Here is an 18,337-nt window from a genome sequence, read left to right as displayed (position 1 = left end):
CACATTAAAAAATATCCTCAATATTTGAATCAAGTGCTTTTGAAGGCGAAAAATCAAGCACAGCTTCAATCTTCGATGTTGGATATCTTGTTCTAGAAACCAAGGCATTTATACGCTCCTGATTTATAGGCAATGAGACAACGCGGGACACTATAAATACTAAGCATCTAACGAGCGGGATAGGCAATCTTATTCTTGGTATCGAAACTGAATAATAGCTTGCTATAGCATTGATAACTCTATCCAAATAGCAATCATTGGAAACATTGAAAACTTGATTTTTTGCACGCTGATCAGACGCACATAAAATCAATGCTGAAACGACATCATCGACATGCACATAGGTAGCAATTGATCGATGAAAGCCTATGTAAAAAAACAAACGTTTAGAAATGATTTTTGCTAACTGCCGCAAAGAATTGTTGGGCATACCTGGCCCATAAACATTTGAAGGACGCAGTATGCTCCAGGTAAAACTTCCCTCAGAACTCATTATTATTTTATCAGCATCAGTTTTGGTAATCTCATACTCCCCATGTGGATTCGTTACCGTCTCTTCCGTAACGACTCTACACCGGCCATCCCCTTTCCCATAAGCACCAACACTACTTAACTGCACCCAATGAATGGAGCAGTTAGATTTAAGAGAGAGCCGTTGACATGCATTGATCATATTTTGAACAACTTTAACATGCAAGCCTCTCATTCTATTTATATTTTTAAGTTCGCCAGCGCAATTAAATATCACGTTACATCCATTAATAATTTCATCAAATGGAGCTGTGCGATCTAACAAATCCATCTTTATAATTTCTACTTGTTCATTGCTAGATAAATATGCAAGATTATCAGATCTTGTTACAAGCCTTACATGCACTCCCTGCTGAAGCAGACGAGAAACCAATTTTGACCCGATAAAACCCGAAGCACCTAGCACCAATGCAATCATAAATATAAGCAACCATTATTCATATTTTTGAATCTATACATTTGAGATAATTATCGAATAAATTTCTATTCATAGCTGACATATTATTATAAAAAGGACCAAACCCATCCATCTTGATAAAATACGCATCCCGACAGTTAGAAAAAAACTTAGCCATTAAAAGTGCTGTAGATGAAAATCCAAAAACCACAGAATTATTCAATGAATACGTTTCAAGCGGCATTCCGCATGCTACATCAAAGCCATATGATTCGTAATCAAAATCATCTCTTGGATGTTTCTTTATAATAAATCGTAAACCTTCACCACAGTGACCAGCTATTAATTTAATAAAATCAGCATAACATTGCCCAGACTCAAAGCTAGACACAACGTATGGCTGACTAACATAAACCACGCAATTATCAAGCTGCTTAGAAAGCCCTAGATTTTCCAAAATAAACCTAAGCCGCTCACTAATAGTTTGATCGATAGTCAAATCTGACTTGAATAAATACATCTCTTTACATATACGAAAACTCTTAGTCACCCACATGGCACTTTTTTTAGCTAATGCTCGTTTCAAAGCACCTAAAACACTTAGCTGTCCCTCTAAGCGAAGGGCGGTATAGTAATGTGTAACTGAAGCATAACTACCAATTCCTTCATCAGTTCTGACTATCGATTTGACGGTGTCACCATTTTTTTTTGCAGCCATTGCCGCAAAAAATGGATATACAAATGGAGATACGATAACAACCTCTCCATATTTATTTTGATTAACAAGGAGTTTAAATGCTTCAAAAATGGTAACTTTAGGCTCTCTTGCATCTATATCGAAAAATTCAGACTGAAGATAACTAGCAACTTTAATCGCCAGCGAAGTACGCGGCCCTAACATAAGTATTTTATTATTTGAAGCGTCAGGTATTGCTGCCAGCGCAACCATTAAGTGGAAATCGGTAGAAAACTGAATAATGTACTTAACCATAGATAGACTCATTATAGCTTCGATGACACCACAGCAACTTAGCGAATTTCACCGCGACGCCAATTATCCCAATATACTTCAACCCCCAGATCTCGCTGCTCATCAAACTCTCTATAATCTGATATCTGACTAAAAATATAATTTCCATAATCCTTGTAAAGCTGATCATATACAGGCAACAAATTTATAATCCCATAAAAAACACTGAGAGGATAGAAAATAAAAGCAAAGGGATACACTTTTGCATACTTTGGAAAATATCTAGCCACAAGCAACCCTGGAAGCACTAAAAAATAAATCATGAAGTACTCTCGAATGCGCATCCAAAACACAGAGAATTCATAAAAAATCATTTCATATGAGAGCATAAGACATACAGCAGAAAATGAAACTACAATTACTCTTTTAACCTTAAAATTCTCCTCTTTACTAATACACGACGAAACAACTACTGTTAAAATTACAAACAAAATAAACCTGGCGAAATGCCCAATTGTTACTGGATACTTTTCAAATGACAAATACAGAGAGACCTTATTCACATAAGCTCCATCTACATAACTCAACATTGATATAACAGCATCTATAAATGAAACCCCAACAATATTAAGCAACAAATATAATGCACTTATAAATAGCAACCCCCATCGCAACATTGAATGTCTAACTAAAAAATACATGGGTAAAAAAAACACTGCCGAGATATGAAAAGTACTTGCGACCAATACCAATAAAGCAAATACAAGTCCACGATCAAAAATAAATCGCGACGCAACTATCAACACAGCCAAAGCGACTTGTTGTCGCAATGTATTCTCGAGAAATACAAATGAAACCAATATATACGATATGAAACATAGCAAAGGATATACCTTAGATCTCCACAAAAAAATTGCTATTGATAAAAGACATGAACTCTTAATAAAAAATGAAAACCACCAATAATCAAGCTCAAGGAGACTAAACGACTTACATAATAAATTAAAACCAGGTTCATATACACCATTACTACATCCAAGGGTATATTCACCTAAGTAATTCACCCAGTCGGAGCCAGACTTATACGAGAACCCAACTATAAAAACGCCAACAGCTACAAATGCAATATAAACAGTTCGCTCTTGATTTAGCTTAAAGCGATGTGCCCACATTGCAAAAGGCAGACATATGAGTGAGTAATATATATATATCATTAATAACTCTATTTAGTTCAGTCTAGCTTCACAGCCCCCCCTGCTTACTAAACTCACTCTATCATTTCACGTTTCACAGGAGTCCCATAACTGACATCAACTTTAACCTTACGTCCTAGCACATCATCCAAATACTTTGGCTCAATTCCATAACCTGGACGCACACTACGAATATGCTCGTTGGTAATTATTTCGCCTGCCATTAATGTCTTGATAAAATATAGCGACCTCCTAAACTTTACGTTAGACTGTTCGCTTAGCTTTTTTCCATAATTAATATTTCCCAAAGCAGCCCAAGCAGTTTTACTGTCCTGACATAGAGCAAATAACTCCTCCGGCTGCAACGAGAAGCTATCATCAGGCCCACCTCCTGATCTATCTAGTGTAAAGTGCTTTTCAATTATGGAACTTCCTACAGCAACACTTGCAATAGCTGTCGTATTATCCAATGTATGGTCAGATAGACCTGTTACGACTCCAAAACGACGAAGCATGTCGGGTATTGTTCTGAGGTTGTAATCCTCCGCCGGAGCTGGATAACCACTCACACAATGGAGAATAGCCAGCTCTTTACAACCACCCTCTCGAGCAGCCGTGATAGCTTCTTCAATTTCGAATTCATCTGCCATACCAGTAGAAATAATCATCGGCTTTCCAGTGCTAGCCGCATACTTAATCAAAGGAATATCCACTGCCTCAAATGAAGCAATTTTGTAGGCAGGAGCATTAAGGTCTTCTAGCAAATCAACTGCAGTATTATCGAAGGGTGAACTAAAAATGGTTATTCCTGTTTCTCGAGCGTGATCAAATAACGTTTTATGCCATGCCCATGGCATATGCGCCTCTTCATAAAGCTCGTAAAGTGTACGGCCATCCCAAAGACCGCCCTGTATCTGAAACTCATCGCTATCACAATTTAATGTAATTGTATCTGGTTTATACGTTTGCAACTTAACCGCATCTGCACCTGCTCGTTTTGCAGCAGTTATTATTTTAAGCGCGGTATCTATACTTCCATTATGATTAGCAGAAAGCTCAGCAATTATATACGGGGGAAAATCAGAGCCAATTTCTCGACCATTTATGATTAAATTTTTCATATTCACTTGCTCCGATTGAGCATGACTAATTTTTGCAAAATTAATTCGCGACCTTGAGCCCACTCAGAGGCCAGAATACCTAAACGGTACACATCAACATAGCTATTATCTATGAAGTGCTGATTCCTAAAAATACCTTCTATTTTAAATCCGAATTTTTGATGCAGTTTAATCACCGGCGAATTATAAGCAAGCACTTCGCAACAAAGCTTATGCAGATTAAGTTTCGTAAACGCATATTCTAACGCAAGAAACTCCATGCGACTTCCTGTCCCTTTTGGAGCGTCCTCAGCAGCATAAAATGCCCAAGTAGAATTAGAGCTAATATTATCGATATTTGTAAAAGCAACTATTCCTGATGGCTTTCCGTGATACTCATACATAAAGTACTGATTATCGCTGCGCCCAAGCATTGCACTCCACCATTGCTCGTGCTCTTCAGCAGAGATTTCATGCTGCGTGTACATGTTTCTTCTTACAGCGGGTGCATTTCGCCACTCTCGCATCAGCGCATGCTCATGCGCTGCAATGCCTCTTAAAATGCCAAACTCAGTATCCAAAGTATGCTCCTAAAACTTTTCTAGTAACGTGTTTACAACACGCTTACAACCTAAGCCATCGGTTACACGGGACGCACATTCGATCATATTGGTCAACACTGCATAATTATTCGCAATATTTAAAAACTGATTTTGTAAAGCTAAAACCAACTTACTTTCGAGCATAAAACAAATGGCTGCACCTTGTGCTTCTAAAGCTTTCGCCGCCTCGACTTGATTTTGAGCCAATACAACCATTAATGTTGGCACTCCTAAACAGCAGCGTTCCCATGATGTACTACCGGCAGCCCCAATTACCAGGTCACATTCAGCCATTAACGTGGCCATATTACTGACATTTACTTTTACATCAATTAGTCGAGACATTGAGCTAGCTTGCGCTTGCACATTTTCGATCCAAGGTGCCTTTGCCCCCATAATCACAGTAACTTTACAGTCTTGTGGTAGTGAACACTGCTCTAAGGCACATAAGACTTTCCCCGTCGCATTATCTTTGTCAACCCCCCCCATATTTAAAATTATATTTTTTAGGCTCGGCTGAGATCTTCGCTTTAGGCTATATTCTCTTAAATCATAAAATTCAGAACGTAACAATGCATATATTGGCCCTGTAAGAATCGTACAATGCTCAGGGACTAAAGCAGTATAATCAGTTGCCAGTCTTCCCAGATTCTGATCAAGCAAAAGATCACAACTATGTTTACGATCAGCTAGATCATCAATAACCATAAGGTGCTGGCAAAAGGGTTGAAACTTTTCTTCCCAGTCGCAGTCCAGCGCATAGTGATCGACAATAATCCATGAGGGTTGCAGTGCACTAATAATTGGCTGACAATCCTTAACATCATGTGCCTGCGTTACCCCTAACCAAGCTGAATGAACCAGTCCATCACGTTCAGGAAATACATCAACCTCAACAGGAAGCTCGTGAACTGTGTAACCTGCACCACGAATTTGCTCTATAAGGTGCCCTTTATGGTTCCTGCAAAGAAAGTGGCACTCTACACCTTGTTGTCTCAGCGCCTCGGCCATTGTCAGACAGCGCATTGTATGGCCGCTTCCAATAAGCAGTGATGCATCCACTCGAAATACAACTTTCATTTTGTCAGGCTTCCAAGTTGAGCCTGCATAGCTTTAAATAGCCACTCGGCGCGTACCCAGTCCTCAGGAGTATCAATATCCTGTACATGATGACGCGGAAGCCTTACCGGCACAGACGATGGGCCAAAGAGCATCTTACCTTGCAGCCAAGCATTAACATCTCCCCAGTAAAACTGTCCGGCATCATGATATGCCTCCTCAAGATCTTGAGAACGGGTATTAAAGTGCTCACCACTGAACATTTCTAAACGTTCATCTTCAATAATGCGAAGCGCTCGTTGGATCGGAAATGCATAGCTGGTTACTGAGAATGCATAATCACAACCAGTCTTCTTGAGCAGCTCAAACCCTCGACGAATGTCCTCTACAAGAATAAAAGGAGCAGTAGCGTACAGGCAGCAAACATACGTTGGCGACATTCCTTGGTCAATAAACCATTCGATTGCATGCCTGATCACCGGAGTGGTTCCAGTATAATCATCTGACAATTCTTTTGGACGCATAAATGGCACGCTGGCACCATATTTACGAGATACCTCGGCAATTGCCTCATCATCGGTCGACACAATTACTAGGTCAAAACAACCACTCTTTAAAGCCGCCTCTATCGACCAAGCGATCATAGGCTTGCCGCAGAATTCTTTAAGATTTTTACGCGGGATGCGCTTGCTACCGCCACGCGCAGGAATCACAGCCAGCTTCATGGGGATAAAGCCTTTTGCAAAGCAGACACAACTATATCCTGTTGCATTTCTGTCATTGCTTGGAACATTGGCAAACTTATAGCCTCACGATAGTAACTCTCCGCCTCTGGGAAATCACCGGCAACAAACCCCATACGCTGGTAGTATGGCTGCATATGCACTGGTATATAATGCAAATTGACACCAACACCCTGCTCGCGTAGCGATTCAAAAATCTGCCTATGGCTAATATTCAGCTTATCTTGTTGGACGCGAATGACGTATAGGTGTAACCCCGAATAACTATCTGGGTGCTGCCAAGGAAGCAAGAGCGGAAGATCACTCAACAAATGATCATATCTTCGAGCTAACTCATGACGTCGCGCGACGTACTCATCCAAACGCACTAGCTGGCTAACGCCTAGCGCCGCCTGTAACTCGGTCATACGGTAATTAAAACCGAGGTCAATCTGTTGGTAATACCAAGGTCCATCAGCCTCATGAGTCATCTTTGATTCTTCACGGGTAATTCCATGACTACGCAACAGTGCCATACGCTCTGCCAATTGTGTATTATTGGTCAAAGCCATCCCCCCCTCTGCGGTGGTGATGATTTTCACTGGATGAAAGCTAAAAACCGTAATGTCGCTATAGCGGCAGTTACCAATAAATTGTTTTTGATACATGCCGCCTATGGCATGTGAAGCATCTTCGATAATGCTAAAACCATAGCGCTTGGACAATTCATGGATAGCTTGCATATCACACGGCTGACCGCTTAAGTGAACTGGTACGACTACCTTTGGAAGCGTACCATTTTGCTCTGCTTGCTCCAATTTACGTGCCAATGCATCCGGACAAAGATTGTAGGTTCGCGGATCGATATCTACGAAATCAACTCGTGCGCCACAGTACAAGCCACAATTAGCTGAGGCGACAAAAGTGACAGGGCTTGTCCACAGGTAATCGCCAGACCCCAAACCTAATGCCAGGCAAGCAATATGCAAAGCCGAAGTTGCACTGTTTACTGCGAGCGCATGCTGCGCACCAACGTGCAGAGCTACACCTTCTTCAAAGCGCGGTACCATCGGGCCTTGAGTAAGGAAATCTGATTGCAAAATAGCCAGAACAGCATCGATGTCCGCCTGGGTTATATCTTGCCTACCATAAGGAATCATTGATCAGATGCTCCCGATTTTCTCGCGATTTTTCTCAATCCAGGCCTGTAGCGCCTCATCATCCATCCACTCAGAGTTGTTATCACTTGAGTAGACAAAACCTTCAGCTACTTTTTTGCCTTCCTTAATTCGCTTAGGGCAGGTCGCCCATTCATTTATGACGGGCAAAATCTTGAAATGCTCAGGATATTCGTAAGTGTAGTAGGAATCTTCTGCGCTAATCATCTGCTCATGAAGCTTTTCGCCAGGTCGGATACCTACAACCTCTTGTTTCGCATCTGGTGCCACCACGCGAGCTAAGTCAGTTACCTTCATCGATGGGATCTTCTTAACATAGATCTCTCCACCTTCCATATCTTCAAAAGCATGCCAAACCAACTCCACACCCTCTTCAAGAGAAATCATGAAGCGTGTCATACGCTCGTCGGTAATTGGCAGAACACCTTTATCCTTAATCGACATGAAAAATGGAATTACTGAGCCTCGTGAACCCATGACATTGCCATAGCGAACCACTGCAAAGCGTGTGTCATGCCCTCCTGCATAAGAATTACCGCTGACAAAAAGCTTGTCAGATGCGAGTTTTGTTGCACCGTACAAGTTGATCGGACTACTGGCTTTATCTGTTGATAGAGCAACAACACGTTTAACGCCTTTATCGATGCAAGCATCGATAAGGTTCATAGCACCGTTAATGTTGGTTTTTACACATTCAAAAGGATTGTACTCAGCTGTGGGAACAATCTTGGTAGCAGCTGCATGGACTACGTAATCCACACCATCCAGTGCTCTATATAAACGCTCACGATCACGCACATCCCCAATAAAAAAGCGAACGCGTGTATCACCTTCAAACTTTTTAGCCATCTCCCACTGTTTCATTTCGTCACGGGAATAAATAATGACTCGTCGCGGATTGTATCGAGCCAGAATCATAGGAACGAAGGTATGGCCGAACGAGCCTGTACCACCAGTAATAAGAATAGATTTATCGTCGAACATATAGGAATTCCTTTGTTTAAACTTCGGACTTGGGATTGTAAGGCTGAAATTCAATTGGAGTAAGCTGCACGTATGCAGTCATTTTCCAAGCAAAAATAAAAGTAAATGCGATAGCAACTCCGATAGGTACGGCAAAATCAGGCCATTCTGTTGCGAGTAGCCAAGTGACCACTACAAACACAAGCAACCCTACGATATGACTTTTAATGATTGGTGTATCTAAGCCTTGGGCATAGAGCGCATAATGAGGAACCATACCTATTGCATAAATTACAGTTGCCAATAAAACCCATGGAAAAAGGGCTTGCTGTTCAACATATAGTGGCTTGTCCAACCAAATCAAAAGCGGCCCTATCAAAAACGATGCAAAAACCACGAAAACAATTGATAACACCACGGTTTGGACTGCCAGCTTTTTTAAACCCTGCTTATAAGCAGGCGCATCCTGCTTCTGAAATGAACGAATTAACCCAGGATAAATAAATGCAAAAACTCCTGCATCCAAAAATGCTAACAAGGCATTGCTAAACCCAACAAATAAAACATAAGCACCTAGCACTTCCAGTCCACCCAGCGCTTCAACCCAATATCGATCTATCGTAAATAAAGCACGCAACGCAAGAGTTGCTACCAGTAGAGGAAGAGCAACCTTAAGCCCTTGACCAATCCAGTGCCAATCTATTTTATTGCTCCAACCTTCTATTCTAAGTTGATGAAGTCGATACACTGCCAAAAGCAATGCAAGGGCTCCCCCTATACACCACGCGAGCAGTACAAACTCCAAACTACGCAGTGCGGGGCAAAAATACATGACGCCAGCAACTATAACGGCCCACAAGCCCTGCCGAAAAAACAGTACTGCATTGGCCATCAAAGGCTCAGATATAGCTATGAGCAGACGCATTAACTCTTGATTTATATGCTCAAGCACAACAAGTACAAAAAACCAATATACGAGCGACCAAGGGAGACTCCCACTCCAGAAAACACTCAGTAATATGGGCAAAAATATGGCGTAAAGGGTAAGCGCCAATCCCCCATGGCTTTTGAGAAGCCCCCCCCACTTATCTGTTGGTTTCTTAAGTAATTCGCGAGTGGTAAATGTATAAAAATCTAGTCCAAGAAAATATAAGGCATAACCGATTGTAGCGATAAGCAAACCATACATACCCAAATCAGCTGGTACTAAATAGCGGGCTAGAAAAAATATTAGTAAAAACCTAGCACCAAGCGTTATAGCACGCAGCAAAATATTAGCTAGCAGCGCTAAACGGTGATGGAAAATATTATTTTTTATTAAGTCTTTAATTAGCATGATTAACTTTCAGGCCCTTCCTCCCACCCTTTAGGCTTATTTCATGGTTTATCTCTAGCCAAATAAAGACTAGGAACTTCCCGATTAAGCTTAACATAGAGGAAAAAACATATTTCTCAATCAGTTCGATTAATAAAAAACATCCGTATAAATGCAATAAACACACCCAATCCTAGCCCGACGAAGCCTCCTAAAACTAAAATCAAAAGCTTTTTAGGGGCAGTAGGCGTCTCCGGAGTAAGTGCCGGACTATCGAAGGTGAATACAGCAACATTATCTGGATTCACGTCGATTTTCTGCAGGAAATCCATTTGGTTTTCGATGCCACGCAGCTCAACGATAAAAGGATCGTCGTTGGTTCGTTTTTCCAATACGGCCAGCTCTGCCTTGACGGCTTTGGCGCCGCGCATGTACATCAGGTTACCGTCCATAAACTCGGCAAAATCGCCGTCTGATGAGGTTTTTCCTGGTGTCACTTGTGGCGAGTCATAGCCTACGGCATCAGCCACAATCAGCGCCTCTTGAAGGCGTGCTATTCTGTCTTTACGCCTTTTTTCGGCGGTTAGACGCAGCGCATCAACCTGTCTGGCAAGAGACTGGGCCTTGGTACCGATCTCTGTCAGTTGGTTGGTCTGCATGCCCTCTTCCGACTTGTCTGCAGCCATTTTCACGTACTTGTTGGCCCACTCAGCCACGACTTCAGGCTGTATGCCTTCGACTTTTACAACAAAATAGTCGGGGTTGTTTTTGGCATCGGGTGCCTGGACACTGAAATCAGAGTTGAAACGATCCCACAATTTGTCTTTTGCAGCGCCTGCATCTTCAGCTGGCAAGCTGGGCAAATAGACTTCATCGAAGAACTGGCGCTTTAGTGAGCCGGACAGCAGGTTGCGCTTGTAAACGCCGTAGACATCTTCAACGGTAAACTCATTGAGCTTTGCTTCGCTGCGGCCCAGGTTGTAGCCGGCAATATCGCTTAGACGAGGCGGCATTACCCCTGCGGAGGCTTGGTAGGTAGGAGTGCTGAGAAATGCATAAGCGGCAGCAAGAGCCGTAATGAGTACTGTGCAGCCAATAATTAGCCACTTTTGCAGCCAGAGTTGTTTAACCAGCTCAACTAAATCGATCTCATCAGAGGCGTGAGATTGTTCAGCAGTTATTCTTTGATTCACAGAAGCTCCCGTTTTTGTCATTGCCCATCATGAGCACGAAGGTCTGCACCTCCTGCTACATAGCATGCGTTATGCGCTATACCTTGGCTGCAAGGTTAAATGGCGGTCCAGCTAGCTTAGACGCCCGTTTCTTACGCAAATTCCATTTCCCGACGTAAACCCAGGAGTTTTTACTGACGATAGATCCCTGCTACGTACAACGCCCCTGCCAAAGACAAAAACGTGCGCAGTTTAACGTTTTAGATAAGCAGCTTGCTACTACAACAAACAGCTAAATCATTGATTGATTAAGCCATTTGTCTACCGAAACAGGAACAGGACTAGTCGTCCTCGTTCACCCGATCACGCAGTTCTTTGCCTGGCTTGAAGTGCGGGACAAACTTGCCGTCGAGGCTGACGGACTGACCCGTCTTGGGGTTACGGCCCACGCGTGGAGCGCGAAAATGCAGCGAGAAGCTGCCAAAGCCGCGAATCTCAATACGATCGCCTGATGACAAGGCGCTCGACATTTGCTCAAGCATTGTTTTAATTGCCAGCTCGACATCCTTGGATGAGAGCTGGCCTTGATGGGTCACGATCCTTTCGATCAATTCCGACTTGGTCATAATTTTCCCTTCGTTTTCAAGCGGCTAGATCACTCGATAGTTAGGTTTTAGCATGCTCCCAAGCTTTTGAACAGCCTCTAGAAACGCTTCCATGCCGTTGATTCCATTCACAACCCCTATTGCAGCATTAAAACAACCCGTTCAGGTATTTGTAAGCTTCATCCCATGGAGAGCAGCATGTGAAGCCTGCCTGCCGGGAATTGGCCTCAGGCTAATGACAGAAGTGATTGTTGCATCAATGGTGGAAGGATGAAGCGTCTTCCACCCTACGGACTGTAGGGTGTGACAATGCGGAGCTTGTCCACCAGAGATGAGGCCTCAAGCAAATGACCGAAGTGATTGCTACACCAATGGTGGAAGGGTGAAGCGTCTTCCACCCTACGGATTGTGGGTGTGGCAACGCCAAGCTTACCCAACAACTCGCGCGCACAAAAAAGGGAGCCCGAAGGCTCCCTTTTTCTTTGGATTACCCGAACTTAGTTCTGGTTTTCCATTTGTGCGCGGATCAGATCACCAATGGTGGTCGGACCAGCAGGAGCAGCTTCGTCCTGCTTGGTGCGCATTTCCTTGATTGCTTCTTTTTCGTCTTCAACGTCTTTCGACTTGATCGACAAGCTGATTACGCGGCTCTTACGATCAACGCTGATGATCTTGGCTTCAACTTCTTCGCCTTCTTTCAGAACGTTGCGCGCGTCTTCAACGCGGTCACGGCTGATTTCAGAGGCTTTCAGTGTGGCTTCGATGCCTTCAGCCAGGGTGATTACAGCGCCCTTGGCGTCAACTTCTTTAACGGTACCGGTCACGATTGTGCCTTTATCGTTAATGGCAACGTAGTCGGAGAACGGATCTTCTTCCAGTTGCTTGATGCCCAGGGAGATGCGCTCACGCTCTGGATCAACAGACAGGATGACGGTTTCGAGCTCGTCGCCCTTCTTGAAGCGACGTACGGCTTCTTCGCCGACTTCGTTCCAGGAGATGTCTGACAGGTGAACCAGGCCGTCGATGCCGCCGTCCAGACCAATGAAGATACCGAAATCGGTGATCGACTTGATGGTGCCGGAGATCTTGTCGCCCTTGTTGAACTGACCCGAGAAATCTTCCCATGGGTTAGTTTTGCACTGCTTGATACCCAGGGAGATACGACGACGCTCTTCGTCGATATCGAGAACCATAACTTCCACTTCATCGCCAACCTGAACGACTTTGGATGGGTGGATGTTTTTGTTGGTCCAATCCATTTCGGATACGTGCACCAGGCCTTCCACGCCTTCTTCCAGCTCTGCGAAGCAGCCGTAGTCGGTCAGGTTGGTTACGCGTGCAACAACGCGAGTGCTTTCTGGGTAACGAGCCTTGATAGCAACCCATGGGTCTTCGCCCAGTTGCTTCAGGCCCAGCGATACACGGTTACGCTCGCGATCGTACTTCAGAACCTTAACGTCGATTTCGTCACCAACGTTGACGATCTCGGAAGGATGCTTGATGCGCTTCCAAGCCATGTCGGTGATGTGCAGCAGGCCGTCGACACCGCCCAGATCCACGAACGCGCCGTAGTCGGTGAGGTTTTTGACGATACCTTTGACTTGCTGGCCTTCCTGCAGAGACTCGAGCAGAGCTTCGCGCTCAGCACTGTTCTCAGCTTCGAGGACGCTACGACGAGAAACAACAACGTTGTTGCGCTTCTGGTCCAGCTTGATGACCTTGAATTCCAGCTCTTTGCCTTCCAGATGAGTGGTATCACGCACTGGACGAACATCGACCAAAGAACCTGGCAGGAACGCACGGATGCCGTTAACGTCGACAGTGAAGCCGCCTTTAACCTTACCGTTGATAACGCCCGTAACCACTTCTTCAGCGGCGAAAGCTGCTTCCAGAACAATCCAGCACTCAGCGCGCTTGGCTTTTTCGCGGGACAGCTTGGTTTCACCGAAGCCATCTTCAACCGCGTCCAGCGCAACGTGGACTTCGTCACCGACCTTGATGGTCAGCTCGCCTTGTTCATTGAAGAACTGCTCGAGCGGGATGACGCCCTCTGACTTAAGACCGGCATGAACAGTGACCCAGTCACCGTCGATGTCGACTACGATACCGGTAATGATGGCGCCCGGCTGCATGTCAAGGGTTTTTAGGCTTTCTTCAAAAAGTTCCGCGAAGCTTTCGCTCATGTTGATTCCTGTTGATTCAGGGCAGTTGATCTGCCCAAACCACACTCCAGACAATGTGGGTACGTTCATATAAAAAGAGGCTTGCAAGACTGGGACTGGTCTCTTGCATGCCTCCCTGGCGAACTATCGGCTCATGCCGCAGCTCTATTAACCAGCCAGATCGCGAATGGCGACCTCGCTGAGAATTCGTTCAAACACCTGCTCGATGGAAAGTTCGGTTGAATCCAGCTGGATTGCATCGGCTGCCGGCTTGAGCGGGGCTACCGTGCGCTGGGTATCGCGCTCATCACGCTCGCGAATCTCATCAAGTAGACTCGCAAGATTAACATCATCGCCTTTCGCCTTCAACTGCAAGTAACGTCTGCGCGCGCGCTCTTCTGCACTGGCGGTCAGAAACACCTTCAAGGGTGCATCCGGAAACACCACGGTGCCCATGTCACGACCGTCCGCAACCAGGCCCGGCATCTCCTGAAACGCCCGCTGGCGCTGCAACAGGGCTTCGCGCACGGCTGGCAAGGCTGCGACTTGCGATGCCCCGGCGCCGACTTGCTCATTACGGATGGCATCCGTGACTTCTTCACCCTCAAGGATGATGCGCTGCCCCTTGCCGTCGGGGTTGGCGATAAATTGCACATCAAGATGCGCAGCCAACATGGTCACTGACGCTTCGTTGGTGATATCAACCCCGTGGTTACGTGCGGAAAATGCCAACAAACGATAGAGGGCGCCTGAATCCAGCAGACCCCACCCTAGTTTTTGCGCCACCAAACAGGCAATCGTGCCCTTCCCTGAACCGCTTGGCCCGTCGATTGCGATTACTGGCGCAGCATTCATCACTTGTCCTCCTCGCCAACCTGCATCCCAACCTGCGCGGCCAGCGCCAGGAAGTTGGGAAATGAAGTGGCGACGTTTGCGCAGTCATGGATACGGATTGGCGCACCGGCGCGTAGCGAGGCCACACTAAAGGCCATGGCAATACGGTGATCGCCGTGGGCATGCACTTCACCGCCGCCCATAGCGCCGCCTTCAATGATGATGCCGTCCGGTGTTGGCTCGGCGCTGACGCCCAGCTCGATCAGGCCGTCAGCCATCACTTGAATACGATCGGATTCTTTTACCCGCAGCTCTTCAGCCCCGCGCAACACGGTACGACCTTCGGCACAGGCGGCTGCGACGAACAATACCGGGAATTCATCAATCGCCAGCGGCACCAGGTCCTCTGGAATATTGATGCCCTTGAGTTTAGCTGAACGTACGCGGATATCTGCGACCGGCTCGCCACCGACCTCGCGCTCATTCTCAAGGCTGATATCGGCCCCCATCAACCTGAGGATATCGATCACGCCGGTGCGGGTCGGATTGACGCCAACATGCTCCAACAGCAGGTCAGAGCCTTCGGCAATGCTGGCGGCAACCAGGAAGAATGCGGCGGAAGAGATATCCGCTGGCACTTCAATATGGGTGCCCTTCAAGGTATGGCCCGACTCCACGGTCGCCGAGCTGCCCTCAACCGTCACCGGGTAGCCAAAGCCACGCAACATGCGCTCGGTATGGTCACGCGTCGGCGCCGGCTCGATAACAGTGGTCGAACCCGCAGCATAGAGGCCCGCCAGCAACAGGCAGGATTTAACCTGGGCGCTGGCCATTGGCATTTCATAGGTCATGCCGCCCAAGCGACCACCTGCACGCACGGTCAATGGCGGACGCCCTTCGGCAGCCGTCTCGATAATGGCGCCCATGGCGCGCAAAGGCTTGGCCACTCGGTTCATCGGGCGCTTGTTCAGCGAGGCATCGCCAGTCAGCGTGACGTCGAACGGCTGCGCCGCCAACAAGCCACTGAGCAAACGCATGGATGTACCCGAGTTACCGACATAGATCGGGCCAGGCGGCGCCTTGAGACCGCGCAGGCCGACGCCATGAATGGTCACGCGACCATGGTGCGGGCCTTCGATCACAACACCCATGTCGCGAAATGCCTGCAATGTCGCGAGCGCATCTTCACCTTCGAGGAAACCTTCTACTTCAGTAATGCCTTCGGCAATCGAACCGAGCATGATCGAGCGATGGGAAATGGATTTATCGCCCGGTACGCGAATCTTGCCAGTGACCTTGCCACCAGGATTAGCCAGGAAAATCAGATCATTCGTATGCATAGCGTCCACATAAGCCCTGCGGGCTAGAATTTTGCTGAAGTGTTCGCGGGCAACGCGGGCGCGCGTGAAGACGCCCAGCAGTTTATGCCCATCCCCTGCATCGACCGCGGCACGAAGTGCGTCGAGATCGCTGCGAAATACGTCCAGGTTCTGCAATACAGCTTCGCGATTGGCCAGAAAGATATCGTGCCACATCACCGGGTCGCTGCCTGCGATACGGGTAAAGTCGCGAAAGCCGCCGGCAGCGTAACGGAAAATCTCCAGGTTCTCACTGCGTTTAGCCAGTGAATCGACCAAACCAAACGCCAGCAAATGCGGTAAATGGCTGGTGGCGGCCAACACCTGATCATGATGCTCGACCTGCATGTGCTCGACATCGGCACCAAGCTGTCGCCACAACTGGTCGACCAGCTGCAGGGCTTGCGGATCGGTGCCGTCCTGCGGCGTCAATATCACCTTATGCTGGCGAAACAGCTCCGCATTGGCAGCCTCGACACCGCTCTGCTCCGAACCCGCAATCGGATGCCCCGGCACAAAACGAGCAGGCATGCCACCAAAGGCCAGGCTCGCCGCGCGCACCACATTGCCTTTTGCGCTGCCCACATCGGTCAGCACAGCATTACCCAGGTCAAGCGCGGCCAGCTCAGCCAGCACCCGCTCCATGGCCAGAATCGGCACTGCTAGCTGGATCACGTCGGCGCCTTGGCAGGCAAGCGCCAATTGCTCCTCGCAACGATCCACCACGCCGAGGGCGACAGCCGTTTCCCGTGATTGCGGATCAAGGTCAACCCCGACCACCTCACGACAAACGCCACGCTCACGCAAACCCTTGGCAAAGGAGCCCCCAATCAAGCCCAACCCCACCACCACCAGGCGGCCGATCATAGGGGCAGAGGATTGCGCAGAAGTTACAGGCGACTCAGTTGCAGCAGATTTAACCTCGCTCACGCGTCAAGTACCTTACGCAATGCAGCGAGGAAGCGGCTGTTCTCTTCGGGCAGGCCAATGGATACGCGCAGATAGGTTGGCATGCCGTAGTTGGCCGTTGGCCGCACGATAACGCCTTCGCTGAGCAACGCCTGGTTGATTGGCCCAGCATCACGCGCCAGATCGACCGCGATAAAATTGCCTTTCGAGGGTATCCAGTTCAGGCCAAGCTCACGAAAACCCGCCTCAAGCTGGGCCATGCCGTCATCATTGACCTTGCGGCTTTGCGCCAGGTATTCAAGGTCATCAAGCGCAGCGCACGCAGCTGCCTGTGCCAGGCTATTGACGTTGAAGGGCTGACGGACGCGATTCAATATATCGGCCACTTGCGCGCTACTGATGCCATAACCGACGCGCAGCGCCGCCAGGCCGTAAGCCTTGGAAAAGGTGCGCGACACCAACAAATTCGGGTACTGGTCCAGGTAATCAAGGCCGTCCGGCAGTTCACTGCCGTGGGCATATTCGATATAGGCCTCGTCCAGCACCACCAACACGGACTCGGGCACCTTGGCCAAAAACTCAGCCAAGGCTTGCGGGCCAAACCAGGTACCCGTCGGGTTGTTCGGGTTGGCAATGAACACGACACGGGTCTGCTCATTGATGGCCTCGGCCATGGCTTGCAGGTCGTGGCCAAAGTCCCTGGCCGGGACAATATTGCACTGCGCGCCGACTGCCTGCGTAGCGATTGGGTAAACCGCAAAGGCATGCTCGCTGAATACCGCATTAAGCCCAGGCGCCAGGTAAGCGCGGGCAACCAGCTCAAGAATGTCGTTGGAACCATTGCCCAGGGTCACTTGCTGGGCCTGGACACCGCAGCGCTGTGCCAGCAGGCTTTTCAGCGAAAAACCATTGCCGTCCGGGTAACGGGTCAACTCCGACAGCTCGGCGCGAATAGCCTCCAACGCCTTAGGGCTGGGGCCAAGCGGGTTCTCGTTGCTGGCCAGCTTGACGATATTGGCCGGATCAAGCCCCAGCTCACGCGCCAACTCATCAACCGGCTTGCCTGGTACATAGGGCGACAGTTTTTGCACGCCTGGCTGCGCCAGCGCGAGGAAATCACAACTCATTGCTTGCCTCGTTAAATCCGCAAAACTCGTTTGTTGAATATTCGGTGCCACAGATGCCGAATGCAAAAATACCAACCCTGGGGTGGGCAACACGAAGCTTGTCCACCCTAAAATCACGCCGCTCTTCGGTGGATGGAAAA

At 47.5% G+C, this 18,337-nt stretch carries 16 protein-coding genes; all 16 read right to left on the bottom strand.

What is annotated here, in order from left to right; all coding sequences use genetic code 11:
- Positions 1-4 precede the first annotated feature (4 nt).
- A complete protein-coding gene (locus CHB79_RS03690) occupies positions 5-949 on the bottom strand; it encodes an NAD-dependent epimerase/dehydratase family protein (RefSeq protein WP_089358919.1) in 945 nt (314 codons plus the stop codon).
- 19 nt (positions 950-968) lie between these two features.
- Positions 969-1,919 (bottom strand): polysialyltransferase family glycosyltransferase, encoded by a 951-nt coding sequence (locus CHB79_RS03685; protein ID WP_089358918.1) that lies wholly within the window; start codon positions 1,917-1,919, stop codon positions 969-971.
- Between the two features lie 38 nt (positions 1,920-1,957).
- Positions 1,958-3,070: an EpsG family protein gene (locus CHB79_RS03680; RefSeq protein WP_245851351.1), complete on the bottom strand. Its 1,113-nt coding sequence runs from the start codon at positions 3,068-3,070 to the stop codon at positions 1,958-1,960.
- A 95-nt stretch (positions 3,071-3,165) separates the two neighbouring features.
- Positions 3,166-4,212, bottom strand: a complete 1,047-nt coding sequence (pseI, locus tag CHB79_RS03675) for a pseudaminic acid synthase (RefSeq protein ID WP_089358916.1) — start codon at positions 4,210-4,212, stop codon at positions 3,166-3,168.
- Positions 4,213-4,214: 2 nt separating this feature from the next.
- The gene (gene pseH, locus CHB79_RS03670) at positions 4,215-4,772 is read right to left on the bottom strand and encodes a UDP-4-amino-4,6-dideoxy-N-acetyl-beta-L-altrosamine N-acetyltransferase (RefSeq protein ID WP_245851329.1); all 558 of its coding nucleotides are present in this window, start codon (positions 4,770-4,772) and stop codon (positions 4,215-4,217) included.
- Positions 4,773-4,781: 9 nt separating this feature from the next.
- Positions 4,782-5,873 (bottom strand): UDP-2,4-diacetamido-2,4,6-trideoxy-beta-L-altropyranose hydrolase, encoded by a 1,092-nt coding sequence (pseG, locus tag CHB79_RS03665; RefSeq protein ID WP_089358915.1) that lies wholly within the window; start codon positions 5,871-5,873, stop codon positions 4,782-4,784.
- Positions 5,870-6,577 carry a pseudaminic acid cytidylyltransferase gene (gene pseF, locus CHB79_RS03660; protein WP_089358914.1) on the bottom strand — a complete coding sequence of 236 codons (708 nt, stop codon included), beginning with the start codon at positions 6,575-6,577 and terminating at the stop codon, positions 5,870-5,872. Before pseF ends, pseG begins: the two co-directional genes overlap by 4 nt.
- Positions 6,574-7,734 (bottom strand): UDP-4-amino-4,6-dideoxy-N-acetyl-beta-L-altrosamine transaminase, encoded by a 1,161-nt coding sequence (gene pseC, locus CHB79_RS03655; RefSeq protein ID WP_089358913.1) that lies wholly within the window; start codon positions 7,732-7,734, stop codon positions 6,574-6,576. Before pseC ends, pseF begins: the two co-directional genes overlap by 4 nt.
- 3 nt (positions 7,735-7,737) lie before the next feature.
- Entirely contained in the window at positions 7,738-8,736 is a 999-nt protein-coding gene (pseB, locus tag CHB79_RS03650) for a UDP-N-acetylglucosamine 4,6-dehydratase (inverting) (RefSeq protein WP_089358912.1), read from the bottom strand.
- Between the two features lie 16 nt (positions 8,737-8,752).
- Positions 8,753-10,051, bottom strand: a complete 1,299-nt coding sequence (locus tag CHB79_RS03645) for a lipopolysaccharide biosynthesis protein (protein WP_089358911.1) — start codon at positions 10,049-10,051, stop codon at positions 8,753-8,755.
- Between the two features lie 116 nt (positions 10,052-10,167).
- Positions 10,168-11,223 carry an LPS O-antigen chain length determinant protein WzzB gene (locus CHB79_RS03640; protein ID WP_245851327.1) on the bottom strand — a complete coding sequence of 352 codons (1,056 nt, stop codon included), beginning with the start codon at positions 11,221-11,223 and terminating at the stop codon, positions 10,168-10,170.
- Between the two features lie 320 nt (positions 11,224-11,543).
- The gene (gene ihfB / locus CHB79_RS03635) at positions 11,544-11,828 is read right to left on the bottom strand and encodes an integration host factor subunit beta (RefSeq protein WP_010483292.1); all 285 of its coding nucleotides are present in this window, start codon (positions 11,826-11,828) and stop codon (positions 11,544-11,546) included.
- A 476-nt stretch (positions 11,829-12,304) separates the two neighbouring features.
- A complete protein-coding gene (gene rpsA / locus CHB79_RS03630; protein ID WP_010483290.1) occupies positions 12,305-13,990 on the bottom strand; it encodes a 30S ribosomal protein S1 in 1,686 nt (561 codons plus the stop codon).
- Between the two features lie 147 nt (positions 13,991-14,137).
- The gene (cmk, locus tag CHB79_RS03625; protein WP_010483287.1) at positions 14,138-14,824 is read right to left on the bottom strand and encodes a (d)CMP kinase; all 687 of its coding nucleotides are present in this window, start codon (positions 14,822-14,824) and stop codon (positions 14,138-14,140) included.
- Positions 14,824-17,028, bottom strand: coding sequence for a bifunctional prephenate dehydrogenase/3-phosphoshikimate 1-carboxyvinyltransferase (locus CHB79_RS03620; protein ID WP_089358909.1), 2,205 nt, complete (start codon positions 17,026-17,028; stop codon positions 14,824-14,826). Before CHB79_RS03620 ends, cmk begins: the two co-directional genes overlap by 1 nt.
- A gap of 59 nt (positions 17,029-17,087) precedes the next feature.
- Entirely contained in the window at positions 17,088-18,197 is a 1,110-nt protein-coding gene (gene hisC, locus CHB79_RS03615) for a histidinol-phosphate transaminase (protein ID WP_089358908.1), read from the bottom strand.
- Positions 18,198-18,337: the final 140 nt, after the last annotated feature.

Origin of the sequence: Pseudomonas segetis, from assembly GCF_900188155.1 — a bacterium.
Lineage (GTDB): Bacteria > Pseudomonadota > Gammaproteobacteria > Pseudomonadales > Pseudomonadaceae > Aquipseudomonas > Aquipseudomonas segetis.
This window is presented reverse-complemented; position numbering and strand designations above follow the sequence as displayed.